10 protein-coding genes are annotated in these 13,834 nt (G+C 73.6%); 5 read left to right on the forward strand and 5 right to left on the reverse strand.

Annotated elements, in window-relative coordinates; genetic code table 11:
• Positions 1–8: 8 nt before the first annotated feature.
• Both OSR43_RS17555 and OSR43_RS17560 read right to left on the reverse strand, forming a co-directional pair.
• A complete protein-coding gene (locus tag OSR43_RS17555; RefSeq protein WP_302268041.1) occupies positions 9–2,417 on the reverse strand; it encodes a choice-of-anchor A family protein in 2,409 nt (802 codons plus the stop codon).
• Between the two features lie 200 nt (positions 2,418–2,617).
• On the reverse strand, positions 2,618–4,231 hold the full coding sequence (locus tag OSR43_RS17560; protein WP_302268042.1) for a long-chain-fatty-acid--CoA ligase: 1,614 nt from the start codon (positions 4,229–4,231) through the stop codon (positions 2,618–2,620).
• Positions 4,232–4,332: 101 nt separating this feature from the next.
• Here OSR43_RS17560 and OSR43_RS17565 point away from each other — a divergent pair, with 101 nt between their 5' ends.
• On the forward strand, positions 4,333–5,697 hold the full coding sequence (locus OSR43_RS17565; RefSeq protein ID WP_302268043.1) for a S1C family serine protease: 1,365 nt from the start codon (positions 4,333–4,335) through the stop codon (positions 5,695–5,697).
• A gap of 36 nt (positions 5,698–5,733) precedes the next feature.
• Here OSR43_RS17565 and OSR43_RS17570 read toward each other — a convergent pair whose 3' ends face one another.
• Positions 5,734–7,431, reverse strand: coding sequence for an ABC-F family ATP-binding cassette domain-containing protein (locus OSR43_RS17570; protein ID WP_302268044.1), 1,698 nt, complete (start codon positions 7,429–7,431; stop codon positions 5,734–5,736).
• A gap of 161 nt (positions 7,432–7,592) precedes the next feature.
• Here OSR43_RS17570 and OSR43_RS17575 point away from each other — a divergent pair, with 161 nt between their 5' ends.
• The 3 genes from OSR43_RS17575 to OSR43_RS17585 are packed head-to-tail and all read left to right on the forward strand — an operon-like array spanning position 7,593 to position 10,749.
• Positions 7,593–8,558, forward strand: a complete 966-nt coding sequence (locus OSR43_RS17575) for a phosphatase PAP2 family protein (protein ID WP_302268045.1) — start codon at positions 7,593–7,595, stop codon at positions 8,556–8,558.
• A gap of 48 nt (positions 8,559–8,606) precedes the next feature.
• The gene (locus OSR43_RS17580) at positions 8,607–9,758 is read left to right on the forward strand and encodes an acyl-CoA dehydrogenase family protein (RefSeq protein WP_302268046.1); all 1,152 of its coding nucleotides are present in this window, start codon (positions 8,607–8,609) and stop codon (positions 9,756–9,758) included.
• Positions 9,759–9,801: 43 nt separating this feature from the next.
• Entirely contained in the window at positions 9,802–10,749 is a 948-nt protein-coding gene (locus OSR43_RS17585; protein WP_302268047.1) for an alpha/beta hydrolase, read from the forward strand.
• Between the two features lie 37 nt (positions 10,750–10,786).
• Here the strand turns inward: OSR43_RS17585 and OSR43_RS17590 are convergent, their stop codons facing one another.
• The gene (locus tag OSR43_RS17590; protein WP_302268048.1) at positions 10,787–11,383 is read right to left on the reverse strand and encodes a hypothetical protein; all 597 of its coding nucleotides are present in this window, start codon (positions 11,381–11,383) and stop codon (positions 10,787–10,789) included.
• Positions 11,384–11,707: 324 nt separating this feature from the next.
• Between OSR43_RS17590 and OSR43_RS17595 the strand changes: the two genes are divergently transcribed.
• On the forward strand, positions 11,708–13,108 hold the full coding sequence (locus OSR43_RS17595; protein WP_302268049.1) for a recombinase family protein: 1,401 nt from the start codon (positions 11,708–11,710) through the stop codon (positions 13,106–13,108).
• A 179-nt stretch (positions 13,109–13,287) separates the two neighbouring features.
• Here OSR43_RS17595 and OSR43_RS17600 read toward each other — a convergent pair whose 3' ends face one another.
• Positions 13,288–13,767 carry a hypothetical protein gene (locus OSR43_RS17600; protein ID WP_302268050.1) on the reverse strand — a complete coding sequence of 160 codons (480 nt, stop codon included), beginning with the start codon at positions 13,765–13,767 and terminating at the stop codon, positions 13,288–13,290.
• Positions 13,768–13,834 lie beyond the last annotated feature (67 nt).

Raw genomic sequence — 13,834 nt, forward strand, 5'->3', positions numbered from 1 at the left:
CCGCCGGCTCACCCCACCCGGACGGTACGCCGCGTGGTGGGCCCCCGGGCCGGGTCGACCTCGACGGCGACCCGGCCGGAGCGCAGCACCGCCGTGCGGCCGGACCCCGTGAGCCGCACGCGCGCGGTGGCGACGCCGCCGGGGCGGAGCACGACCGTCGCGCGCCCGAGCGCCCGGGCGCCGCTCCCCCGCACCGTGATCGTGGCCGCACCGGGCATCGAGGAGACCACCGGCAGCACGACCGTCCGCCCGGCGACCCGCGCCGCCGCCGGCACCGCGGTGGTCCGGCCCGGGGTCACGGTGACGACCGAGGTGGCGGTGTCGTTTGACGCGCTGGCGTCGTCGCCGCTCGTGGTGACCGTCGCGGTGTTGGCGAGGACGACGGGCAGGTCGTGCCCGCGGACCTCCGGGCCCGGCCGGTCGGCGAGGCACTCGAGGTCGACCACCGCCTGCTGCGGGACGCTCGTGGTGTTGAGCAGCCGGAAGGCGCGCGCCTTGAGCCGCGGGTCGTTGCCGAGCTGGACCACCCCGGTCGGCAGCGACCAGGTCGCGAGGACCCCCTTGGCGTCGTCGGCGCAGGTGACCTGCTCCTCGACGACCCGGCCGGGCGGGAGCGTGACGGTCCGGACGACGTGGTCGAGCCGCAGGTCGTGGGTGTGCCCGTCGACGGCGGCGACCTCCCGGCGCAGGCAGCGCAGCGACAGGGCGACCGTGGCGGGGTCGGTGACGTCGAAGGTGAAGCGCCAACCGCCCGTGACCGACTCGGACCCCGACCAGCGGGCGGCGCCGCCGGCCAGCGCGAAGCCGGGCGCGACCGGCGCGGTGCCGGCGGGGCACGCCAGCGTCGCGGTCTGCCGGCCGGTGCCCCACGTCGGCGTCGCGGCGACGGCCGCCGGGTCCAGGGCGAGCGGGTGCCGGTGGCCCCCGGTGACCTCGGTGCTGCCCGGCAGGCACACGAGGAACAGCTTCGCCTGGGCGCGACCGGTGGCGTCGTTGCGCAGCACGACCTTCCACGACCGGGGTCCGGTGGCCTCGGAGCGCAGCACGCGCACGTCGGTGAGGGAGCCGGTGCCCTGGTCGACGTGGTCGACCCGGGCCTGCCCGTCGCTGACCAGCGCGTCGGGCGCGGCGCACGTCGCGGTGACCGAGCGGGTCTCGCCGGGCCCGAGGTCGACGTGCTGCTCCTGCTTGGTGGGGGTGAGCTCGTGCAGCAGCCACCGGTCGGCCGGCGCCCCGGCGCCCGCGACCGGGTCGACCACGACGACGACCGGGAAGGAGTCGCTCGCCCCGGGCGCGAGCGTCCCGGCGGCGCAGGTCACGGTCCGGGCGGCGAGCGTGCAGCCGGTCGGCAGCGGCCCGGGGGTGACGCCCGCGGGCAGGACGTCGGTGACCACGGTCGCCGGCGCCGGGGCCGTGCCGACGTTGCGCGCGGTGAGCGTCCAGGTCAGCGTCGAGCCCCCGGCGGGGGTGGGCGTCGAGGCGGTCTTGGTGACGGCGACGTCCGGCCGCGCGGGCGGGGTGGCGGGCGTGCCCGGCAGGCAGACCAAGGTGGGCAGGAAGGCCACGTGGGTCTCGTTGGTGGAGTCGAAGGACGCGGCGATGACCTGGCCGACGACCACGTTGCGGGCGCTCACCGCTGCGCGGGGCGCGAGCACGTGGCCGCCGAGGTCCGAGCCGAGGCGCAGCGCCACGTCGGTGGCGCCGGGGAAGTTCCAGATGACCGGCCCCCGCGCCTGGACGCCCGCGGTGGTCGGCTGCGCGCCGCCGGGGGTCAGCGTGTTCTTCACGTGGTCGGGGAAGGCCACCGAGGCGCCGGGCACGTTGACGACGAGCGCCGAGCCGGACGGCACGTCGTACGCGATGGTCCGGGCGGTGGCGAGCTGCGCCGGGGTCAGCGTCACCAGGTTGAGCCGGGGGTCGGTGCCCCGCAGGACCAGCACCCGGTTCTGCAGGTCGCCCTGCTCGACGACGGCGCCGGTGTCGGCGGCTGCGCCCAGCGTGGCCGAGAGCGCCTCGAGGTGCGCGAAGCCGGCAGCGAAGTCGACGGGGTTGCTCGCCAGCAGGCGGCCCCCGCCGTTGTAGTTGACCTGGTGCCCGGCGCCCTGCCCGGGCCCGAACCAGGCGCTCCCGGCGTTGAGGTTGAAGGTGCCCGCCCGGCCGGCGACGACGAGCGCGGGGTCGCCCGCCGGCCACCTGCCCTGCAGGTGGCCACCGACGGTCATCCAGCTCTCGACCAGGTCGCCGCCGTACGCCACGGTCCCCTCCGACTCCGAGGTCCGCCGGCCGTCGCCGGCGACGAACTCCGTCCAGCCGGTCGCCTCCCCGAAGGCGTTGGTCACCTCCACGCAGGCCGTGGCCGCGGGTGCCGAGGCGGCGCCCACCGCGGCGCCCGGCGGGAGGACGAGTCCGGTCAGCACGGCCCCTACGGTTCCGACGGCCCCTACGACACCGACCAGGGCTCGACCCCGACCTCCACGCACGCGTGCACGCATGGCGACACCACTCCCCCTGTTGCGGATCCCGCGGGACGCTCGCAGGGGCGGAGCGGTGCCGTGGGGGTTGTGGGGGGACTGTTACCCCGGCGTGGCCGGCGCGGTCCCGGCCCGTTCCTCCTGCCTCAGTTCACGCCGCGGCTGCGCCCCTCCCAGTACGGCGCGCGCAGCTCGCGCTTGAGGATCTTGCCCGTCGGGTTGCGCGGCAGCGCCTCGAGCACGTCGACGCTGCGCGGGCACTTGTAGTGGGCGAGGTGCTCGCGGCAGTAGGCGACGATCTCCTCCTCGGTCGCCGAGGCGCCCGGGTGCAGCGCGACGACCGCCTTGACCGACTCCCCCCACGTGTCGTCGGGGACGCCGATGATGGCGACCTCCATGACCGCCGGGTGCTCGGCGAGGACCCGCTCGACCTCGGGGCTGTAGATGTTCTCGCCGCCGCTGATGATCATGTCCTTGAGCCGGTCCTCGACGAAGAGGTAGCCGTCCTCGTCGAGCCGGCCCATGTCGCCGCTGCGGAACCAGCCGTCCTCGACGACCACCTCGGCGGTCGCCTCGGGCTTGTTCAGGAAGCCCTTCATCAGCTGTGGCGTCCGCAGCCAGATCTCGCCGTGGGTGCCCACCGGGAGGTCCTCGAGCGTGGCCGGGTCGACGATCCGGATCTCGACCCCGGGCACCGCCTTGCCCGCCGAGACCAGCCGCTCGGGATGGCCCGACGCCTCGGCGGTGCGGTGGTCCTCGGGCATCAGGTGCGTGGCCACGCCGGCGACCTCGGTCAGCCCGTAGACCTGCATGAAGTCGGTGTCGGGCCAGGCCTGCATCGCCGCCCGGAGCAGCGGCGGCGGCATCGGCGCCGCGCCGTAGGTGTAGGTCTTGAGCGCCCCGAACAGCTTGACCGCGTCCTCGCCGGACTGCAGCACCTGGGCGAGCACCGCCGGGACCAGGAAGGTGCGGTTCGCCCCGGCGAGGATCGCGCCGGCCAGCGACATGCCGTCGGGGTCGCGGGTCATCACGCTGGGGATGCCGTCGTGGATGCCGAACAGGACGTACGACGAGCCGCCCACGTGGAAGAGCGGCATCGCGACCATCGACTTGTCACCCGGCTCGAAGCCCCACCCGTCGTGGGCGTTGACCGTGTGGCTGACCATGTTGGCGTGGGTGAGCATGACGCCCTTGGGTCGACCGGTCGTGCCGGAGGAGTACATCACCAGGCACACGTCGCCCGGCTCGACGTCGGGCTGCCGGCCGACCGGCGTGGCGGCGGCGAGCAGCCGCTCCCACCCGTCGCCCTCCTCCCCCTCCGGAGTCACCTCCACGACGTGCTCGACGCGGGGCAGCCGGTCGCGGATCGCCTCGATGGTGGGCATCAGCTCGCGGCCGACGACCAGCACCCTCGCGCCGGAGTCGTTGACCGCGTAGTCGACCTCGTCGCCGGCCAGGCGCCAGTTGATGATCGCGTTCGCGGCCCCCAGGGACCCGGCCGCCATCGACAGCTCCACGCACGCCGGGTGGTTCTTGTCGAGGAACGCCACGACGTCCCCCCGCCCGACCCCGAGGTCCTGCAGGGCGCCGGCCGCGCGGCGTACCCGCTCGTCCCACTGCGCCCAGGTCCAGGTGCGCCCGAGGTAGGTCATCGCCTCCGCGTCGGGGGTCGTGCGCGCCCAGTGCGCCAGGCGGTCGTCGACGAAGACCGGGGCGGGGGCGGGGGCGTCGAGGTCCGGGTTAGGTGCGGTAGCCGTCATGGGCGTGATTGTGGCTCAGATCACAAGTGCCGTCGAGGGTTCTGCACAGACCTCCAGCGCAGTCTCAGGATCGTCACAGACCCGCTGGGCACCGTGGAGACATGACCGAGCGCGACCGATTCCCCCACGACGACACCGCCCCGCTGCGTCCGACCGGGGGCGCCCCCACCGGGGGCCGCCCCGCTGGGGACGACCAGCCGACCACCGCGCAGCCGGCGTACCCCGCCGGGCCGGCGCCGACCGGCCCGCCCGCCGGCGCCGCGCCCGCGGCACCCGCCGGCGCTCCCCCGCGCCGCGGCCGGTCCGGCTTCGCCGCGGCCGTGCTGGCCGGTGCCCTCGTGGTCGGCGGCGGCGCCGGCATCGGCGGCGCGGCCCTCTGGTCGGCGTACGACGACGACGGCTCGTCCTCGACCGGCGGCAGCGACCGGACGACCTCGCAGGTCGTGAGCACCTCCGACGAGCCGGCCCCGGAGGGGTCGGTCCAGCAGGTCGCCGCCACGGTGCTGCCGTCGGTCGTCCAGATCGAGGTCACCGGGAGCCAGGAGGCCGGTTCCGGCTCCGGGATCGTCCTCAGCTCCGACGGGGTCATCCTGACCAACAACCACGTGGTCGACCTGGCCGCCGACGGCGGCGAGATCACGGTGGCGTTCAACGACGGCACCCGCGCCGACGCCGAGGTGCTCGGCACCGACCCGCTCACCGACACCGCGGTGATCAGGGCCCAGGACGTCGAGGACCTCACGCCGGCGACGATCGGCGACTCCGAGGCGCTGGACGTCGGCGAGCAGGTCGTGGCCATCGGGTCGCCGTTCGGCCTGGAGTCCACGGTCACCAGCGGCATCGTCAGCGCGCTGGACCGCCCCGTGAACGTCGGCACCGACGACCAGCAGAACGCCACCACCTACCCCGCGATCCAGACCGACGCCGCGATCAACCCCGGCAACTCCGGCGGCCCGCTGGTCAACATGGCCGGCCAGGTGATCGGCATCAACTCCTCCATCCGCACCGCCTCGGACAGCGCCGGCTCGGAGTCCGGCTCGATCGGCCTGGGCTTCGCGATCCCGATGGAGCCCGTCATGCCGATCGTCGAGCAGATGACCGACGGCGAGACGCCGACCCACGCCCGGCTCGGGATCACCGTCGGCGACGCCGCGACCGTGCAGCTCCCCGAGGGTCTCGAGGGCCAGCTCGGCCCGCAGCAGCAGCCGCAGCAGCCCGAGCAGGACAGCGACGTGGTCGGCGCCCGGGTCGGCGAGGTCACCCCGGGCTCGACCGCCGACGAGGCGGGCATCGAGTCCGACGACGTCATCACCAAGGTCGACGACACGATGATCTCCAGCGCCGACTCGCTGGTGGCCACCATCCGCTCCTACCGCCCCGGCGACGAGGTCGAGGTGACCTTCCTCCGCGGTGACGACGAGCAGACGGTCACCCTCGAGCTCGACTCGGACGCCACGCAGGACTGAACCCTGCCGGCAGGGGCCGGGCGGCCCCGGGGCCGATCACCGCGCCCGGGCCACCCGGCCCTCGTCCCACACCGGGCCGTCGGACTCGTAGACCGCCCCGTCGGCGCCGTACACCAGGAAGCGGTCGAAGCCCCGGGCGAACCAGCGGTCGTGCGTGACGGCCAGCACCGTCCCGTCGAACGCCGCCAACCCCTCCTCGAGCGCCTCCGCGCTCTGGACGTCGAGGTTGTCGGTGGGCTCGTCGAGCAGCAGCAGCGTGGCGCCCGACAGCTCGAGCAGCAGGATCTGGAACCGCGCCTGCTGGCCGCCGGAGAGCGACTCGAAGGTCTGCTCGCCCGCGTGCGCCAGCTCGTAGCGGTCCAGCACGCGTGCGGCCTGCTCCCGCCCCAGGCCCTGGCGCCCGCCGGGGTGCCCGTCGCCGCGGTGCAGCACCTCCAGCAGGGTGCGGCCCACCAGCTCGGGGTGCTCGTGGGTCTGCACGAACCACCCCGGGCGCACCCGGGCCCCCAGCTTGGCCCGGCCGGTGTGCGCGACCGGCGCGACCGCGACCTCCCCGACCGGCCGGTGCTCGACGTCGGGGTCGCTGCCGCCGGCCGCCAGCAGGCGGAGGAAGTGCGACTTGCCCGACCCGTTCGAGCCGAGCACGGCCACCCGCTCGCCGTACCAGACCTCGAGGTCGAAGGGGCGCATCAGCCCGGTGAGTTCCAGCTGCTCGCACACCACCGCCCGCTTGCCGGTGCGCCCGCCGCGCAGCCGCATGGTGACCTGCTGCTCGCGGGGCTGCTCGGTCGGTGGGCCGACCTCCTCGAACTTGCGCAGCCGGGTCTGGGCGGCGCGGTACTGCGAGGCCATGCCGTCGTTGTACTCGGACTTGATCTTGTAGTGGAGCACCAGCTGCTTGAGCTTGGCGTGCTCCTCCTCCCACCGCTTGCGCTGCTCGGCGAAGCGGGCGAACCGGTCGGCGCGCGCCTGGTGGTAGGAGGTGAAGCCGCCCGGGTGCGTCCACACGGTGTTGCCGGCGGCGTGCCCGCCGCTGCCGAGCTCGACGGTGACGACGCGCGTGGCGGTGTTGTCCAGCAGCTCACGGTCGTGGCTGATCATCAGCACGGTCTTGTCCGACTCCCGGATCCGGCCCTCGAGCCAGATCTTGCCGGGCACGTCGAGGTAGTTGTCCGGCTCGTCGAGCAGGAGGACCTGGTCCGGCCCGCGCAGCAGCACCTCCAGCACGAGGCGCTTCTGCTCGCCGCCGCTGAGCGTGGTCAGCTCGCGGTACTTCGCCCGGTCGTACGACACGCCGAGCGCGGCCGTGGTGCAGACGTCCCAGGTGACCTCGACGTCGTAGCCACCGGCGTCGGCGTACTCCGCGAGGGCCGTGGCGTAGGCCAGCTGGGTGCGCTCGTCGTCGGTGTCCATGAGCGCCAGCTCGAGGCGGTCCACCTCGGCAGCCGCCGCGCGGACCCGGGGCGGGGCGACGCTGAGCAGGAGGTCGGCCACCGTCGTCGACCCGTGCGCGACCTGCTGACGCATCACGCCCAGCCCACCGCTGCGGGTCACCACGCCGGCGTGCGGCTGGAGCTCGCCGGTGATGATCCGCAGCAGCGTGGTCTTGCCGGCGCCGTTCGCGCCGACCAGCGCGACCTTCTGGCCCTCCCCCACCCGGAAGGACACCTCGTCGAGCAGCACCCGCCCGTCCGGCAGCTCGTAGCGCACCCCGGCGACGTCCACATGGCCCACGAGCGTTGATTGTGCGCGAGCCGACCCCGGCGGCGCACCTCGTTAACTGTCCCCCCGCCGTCCCGCCCGCCGTCCCGCCCGCTCGGGTTGCACCCGAGGTGTCGCGCAGGTCTCCGCGGTGTGCTCGCGGACGACCCAGACCCCTCTTTAGGATGAGGCGCGTGACACAGGTCGAGGAGGTGCCCGAGCACCCCTCGGCCGAGCCCGGCCTCGCGCCGGCGCGGCGTACCCGCCGCCCCGCACGGGTCGTCGCGATGGCCGTCTACGTCGTCGCGCTGGTCGCCTGGTCCGAGGTGCTCGGCATCCCCAACGACACCGTGCAGGTGTTCGTGTGGCTCTGGCTCGGCACGATCGCCTGGAACGTCGGCGAACGACCGCGGTACCACCTGCAGTTCCTGCGGGACTGGTGGCCGCCGGTGGTCGGCCTGGTCGTCTACTTCTACAGCCGCGGGCTCACCGACGAGCTCGGCCTGCCGGTGCACGTCACGATGCCCATCCGCGTCGACGAGTGGCTCGGCGGCGGCACGACCCCCACCGAGCACCTGCAGGCGGCGTGGTGCGGCGACCCGTGCGTGCGTGACTCCGCGCCTCGCTGGTACGACGTCGCGCTGACGACCGTCTACGCCTCGCACTTCGTCACCGGCCTGACCCTCGCGGCGGTCCTGTGGCTGCGCAGCCGCCCGGAGTGGGTGCGCTGGATGCGGCGCTACCTGGCGATCAACTTCGGCGCCCTGGTCGTCTACATCCTCTACCCGATGGCGCCGCCGTGGATGGCGTCGCGGGACGGCTACATGGGCGAGGTCACCCGGATCACCAGCCGGGGCTGGGCCGACCTCGGCCTGGGTCGCTTCGACCTGGTCCTGCAGGGCGTCGGCAACCCCGTGGCCGCCATGCCGTCGCTGCACGCCGGCATCGCGTTCCTCGTCGCCGGCTACGGGATCCTGCGGCTGCGCACCCGCTGGCGGTGGCTGCTCGCGGCGTACCCGCTCGCGATGTCGCTGGCGCTGGTCTACTTCGCCGAGCACTACGTCGTCGACGTGGTGGCCGGCGGCGCGCTCGCCGGGCTGGTCCTCGCGGGCTGCGGCTGGTGGGAGCGTCGGCAGGACCGGGCGCCCGCCCACCACTGACCCCCGGGTCCTGCCCCGCGGTTCGGCCCGCCCGGGCAGGATGACCGCATGGACCTCAGCCTCACCGACGAGCAGGAGGGCTTCCGGGCGCTGGCGCGGGAGTTCCTGGAGCGCGAAGCCGTGCCGCACCGCACCGAGTGGGACCGTCGCGAGGCCGTCGACACCGCGATCATCCCCGCGATGGCGCAGATCGGCTTCTTCGGGCTGACCATCCCCGAGGAGTACGGCGGGCTCGGCGGCGACTACCTGACGTACGTGCTGGCGATGGAGGAGCTGGGCCGGGCCGACTCCGCGCTGCGCGGGATCGTGTCGGTCTCCAACGGCCTGGTCGGCAAGTCGATCCTCGCGGCCGGGACCGAGGAGCAGAAGCAGGAGTGGCTGCCCCGGATCGCGTCGGGCGAGGTCCTCGGCTGCTTCGGGCTGACCGAGCCCGACACCGGCTCCGACGCCGGCAACCTCACCTCGCGGGCGGTGCGCGACGGCGACGACTACGTCATCACCGGCCGCAAGCTCTTCATCACCAACGGCACCTGGGCGCAGGTGGCCCTGGTCTTCGCCCGCACCGGCGGACCCGGCGCCCGCGGGGTCAGCGCCTTCCTCGTCCCCACCGACGCGCCGGGCTTCGAGGCACGCGAGGTGAAGGGCAAGCTCGGGCTCCGGGGACAGGCCACCGCCGAGCTCTACCTCGACGACGTGCGCGTCCCCGCCTACGCCCGGCTGGGCGAGGAGGGCCAGGGCTTCAAGATCGCGATGACCACCCTGGACAAGGGCCGGGTCTCGGTCGCCGCCGGCTGCGTCGGCATCGTCCAGGGCTGCCTGGAGGCGGCGGTCTCGTACGCCACGAGCCGCACCCAGTTCGGCCGCCCCATCGCGGGCTTCCAGCTCGTCCAGGACATGATCGCCGACATCTCCCTCGACGCGGACGCCGCGCGGCTGCTGGTGTGGCGGTGCGCGGACCTCATCGACCGCGGCGAGCCGTTCGGGGTCGCCGCCTCCAAGGCGAAGCTCTTCGCCTCCGAGGCCGCCGTCCGCGCAGCGAACAACGCGATCCAGGTCCACGGTGGCGCGGGGTACGTCGACGACCACCCGGTCGAGAAGTACCTCCGCGATGCTCGCGTGATGACGCTCTACGAGGGCACCAGCCAGGTGCAGAAGCTGCTCATCGGGCGTGCCGAGACCGGCATCAACGCCTTCGTCTGACCCGGTTCCACCCCACCCGCACCCGGCTCCCAGGAGGACGCTCGTGACGCTGCACCCGGACCTCGACCCCCAGCTCGCCGGCCTGCTCGGCCTGATGGCCGGCGCCGGCCACCCGCCGATGTGGCAGCAGTCGCCCGAGCAGGCGCGCCAGGGCTTCCGGGTGCTCACCGTCGACCTGCGCGACCCCGCGTCCGTCCCCGCCGTCGACGTGGTCGAGGAGATCACCGTGCCCGGTGGCGACAGCGAGCGCCCGGCCCGGGTCTACCGCCCCCGCGCGGGTGCGGACACCCTCCCGACCGTCGCGTTCTTCCACGGCGGCGGCTTCGTCATCGGCGACCTCGACACCCACGACCTGACCTGCCGCACCATCGCCACGCTGTCCGACGCCGTCGTCGTCTCGGTCGACTACCGGCTCGCGCCGGAGCACCCGTTCCCCGCCGGCGTGGACGACGCCCTCGCCGCCGCCCGCTGGGTCTCCGACTCCCTCGCCGACCTCGGCGGGGACGACCGGATGGCCGTGGCCGGCGACTCGGCCGGCGGAAACCTGTCCGCCGTGGTCGCCCAGGCCTTCCGCGACGAGGACCGTCCGCTCGCCGGCCAGCTGCTGGTCTACCCCGTCACCGACATGGGCGGGTCCTACCCCTCGCACACCGACAACGCCGAGGGGTACTTCCTCGACCAGCGCACGATGGAGTGGTTCGGGGCGCAGTACGTCGGCACCGCCGGCGACCTGTCCGACCCGCGTCTCTCGCCGCTCAACGGCCGCCTCGACGGCCTCGCCCCCGCCGTCGTGGTGACCGCGGAGTTCGACCCGCTGCGCGACGACGGCAACGCCTACGCCCGGGCGCTCGCCGATGCGGGGGTCCCGGTCGAGAACCGGACCTTCCCCGGCCTCATCCACGGATTCGTCGACATGGGTCGGCACTCGGCCGCCGCGCAGGCGGCCGTCGAGGAGACCTGCGCGCTGTTCCGCGCGGTGCTGCACGGCTGACCCGCCGGGCACACCCCGGGCACACCCCGGGTCGCGGTCAGCCGAGGCCGAGGGCGTCGAGCAGCTCCCCGCCGCCGGCGAGCACGCCGGGGACCGCTCGGCCGTGCTCGCCCTCGCCCTCGCCTCGTCCTTCGCCGGGTGCCGTCGTCGACGGGTCGTCGCTCAGTCGCACGTCGTCGCAACCGAAGTCGTCGACGGCAACCGCGGTCAGGTCGCCCTCGTGTGCCAGCACCAGGAGGTGGCGCGGACCGAGGTCGGCCGTGCACGCCCGCGTCGCCTTGACCGGGCGCAGGGCGGCGAGTGCTCGGTCCACGCGGACGAGACGGGCCTCCGGCACCGTCGTCGGCGCACCCTGGCGCTCCCAGCGGTACACCGCGCCAACCGACGACCGGTGGCCCTCGACCGCCCGGTAGCTGCACGTCCACGCCCGATCGGCGCCAGCCAGGTCGGGCGTCGAAGCGGCCGGCTCGGTCGTCCCGAACCCGCTGGTCCCGTCCTCCGCCTGAGGCAGCCGCGGCGGGCACGGCGGCCCGTCGACCGCCGCCACCTCGTCGACCGGACCCGGGCCCGACCCGGGAGTGTCCTCACCGCCGCTTCCCGGGGAGCATGCGCCCAGGACGACCACGAGCAGCACGGCCCCTCCTGCACGCGTCGCCCTCATGGCACCAGCACACCACGGTCGAGGTCGCGGCGGGCGTGCCTGTGCCCCGCCGGTTGGTTGCTCCGGCGGGGTGTGGGGCGGGGTGGGCTATTGGTCGGGTGGGGCTGGGCCAGGGGCGTGGGTGTCGAGGTCGTGGGTGCCTCGGTGGTCGACCCGGTACGTCTGCCCGGTGGGGCTGCGCCAGAGGTAGGTCCCTGGTTGGGGTGTGTGTTGGTGCCAGCCGGTGTGGGTCTTGACGCGGTGGTGGCGCCTGCACAGTGGGGCGATGTTGCTCGTTCGTCGCTAATGTGACCGCCCGTGAGCACCCCGAACCGCGCAGCGGTCTACGCCCGGATCTCCAGTGACATCGAGGGAACCGGCGCGGGCGTCGCTCGGCAGGTCGAGGACTGCCGAAAGTTGGCCGCTGGGTTGGGCTGGCAGGTCGCCGGGGAGTACGTCGACAACGACATCTCGGCCTACTCCGGCAAGCGCAGGCCGGAGTACGAGCGCATGCTGGCGGACCTGGCCGACGGGCTGGTCGATGGCGTGCTGGTGTACCACATCGATCGCCTCACCCGGCGACCCATCGAGCTCGAAGAGTTCCTAGGCGCCTTGGACCGGGCGCGGGTGCGCCAGGTCAAGTTCGTCACCGGTGACACCGACGTCTTCTCTGGCGACGGCCTGATGATGGCGCGGGTGATGGCGGCGATGGCGGCGAAGGAATCGGCTGACAAGTCCCGCCGGGTGGCACGCAAGCACCAGCAGAACGCGACCGAGGGCAAGCCGCACAAGGGCGCCACTCGGCCCTTCGGCTACGAGGCCGACTTCGTCACGGTCCGGGCAGACGAGGCCGAGGTCTACCGCCAGTTGGTCGCCCGGTTCCTGGCCGGTGAGTCGACCCGCTCGTTGGCGGCCTGGCTGAGCGCGAATGAGGTGCCGACGGTGACCGGCTCGGACTGGCAGACCAGCACCTTGAAGAACATGCTGATCAACCCCCGGTACGCCGGGTTCCGGGTCCATCGGGGTCAGATCGCCGCCACTGGACAATGGGACCCGATCATCACCGAGGAGCAGCACCGCCAGATCCTTGCCAAGTACGCCGAGAAGAAGAACAGCGGACGCCGCGCCCCCCAGCGCTACCTGCTCTCCGGCATGTTGCGCTGCGGAAAGTGCGGCGTCCGCCTGTACTCCAGCGCCCGCAAGACCAGCCGCCGCTACGTGTGCCTCTCAGGCCCCGACCACGGGGGATGCGGTGGCCTGGCCATCACCGCCGATCCCCTGGAGCGCTTCGTGGCCGATGCCGTGCTCTACCGGCTCGACACCAGCGAACTGGCCGACACCCTGGCCGGGCGCAGCAGCAGCGACGAGCGTGCCGCTGACCTCACGACAGCCTTGGACGAGGCGACCGAGCGGCTGGAGCAGCTCGCCCTGGCATTCGCCAACGGCGACATCAGCATGCGCGAGTGGATGACCGCCAGGAAGCCCATCGAGCAGCGATTGATGACCACCCAACGGCAGCTCGCAGCGATCACCCACACCACCGCACTGACCGGGCTGGTGGGCAACGGGGAGGCGCTAAGCCGATCGTGGCAATCGCTCAACCTCTCCCGGCAGCACGCGATCGTCGAGGCCCTGGTCGATCACGTCGTGATCGGGCCCGGCACCCCCGGGGCCCAGGCGCTGGACCCCGGCCGCGTCTGCGTCGTGTGGCGCCACTGAGCGACCCCCGGCGTCTCGCGTGCTCCCGCTCCGCGGGTGCGCGCGCGAGCCACCCGGCGGCCCGCCCAGCAGCACCCCCACCCGCCGCACGACCAGCGGATCGGTGACCTTCACCTGGACTCCCTGCGCGGCACACGAGGCCCGCACGAAGGCCGCGACCTCCTCGGCAGAGAACTGGCTTAGTCCCATGCGAACCACACCGCCGGCGGCGCCTTCCAATCCTCCGCATCGGCCGAGGACCACGACCGCGACGGCGGACCACCCATGACCGTGGACGCCTTGTGCAGCACCATCGCCGAAGAGATGCCCGAGAGGCGCAGGACCGGCGGCTGGAAGCCCTGGCCGACCTCGTAGCGGTGCAGCCCCAGCAGGTGCTCGCGCTCGGCGGGGTTAAACGCCTTGGTCACGTACTTCGACAGGTATCCCGCCGCGCGGCGTGCCTCATTCAAGGAGGTCGAGCCCACCGGGAGGTCCGAGAGCCGCTTGATGTGGACGAACCCACGACCCCACGCGGACTGGATCCGCCCGCGAGGGATGAACTGGCCAACCGCGAAGTGCACGTGCAGCCCGTGGCCGGACTTGTGCCACTCCGGAACCCACACGTACGGAAAGGGCTTGCCGCCCATCTCCGCACGCAGCGCCCGGAAGAACGCCGCCACATGCTGACGAAGCTGCGCGGGGTCGTGACACCCAGCCCCGGCGTAGGTCAACGTCCCGAGCCGGTTG

This window comes from Nocardioides sp. Arc9.136 (assembly GCF_030506255.1).
GTDB lineage: Bacteria > Actinomycetota > Actinomycetes > Propionibacteriales > Nocardioidaceae > Nocardioides.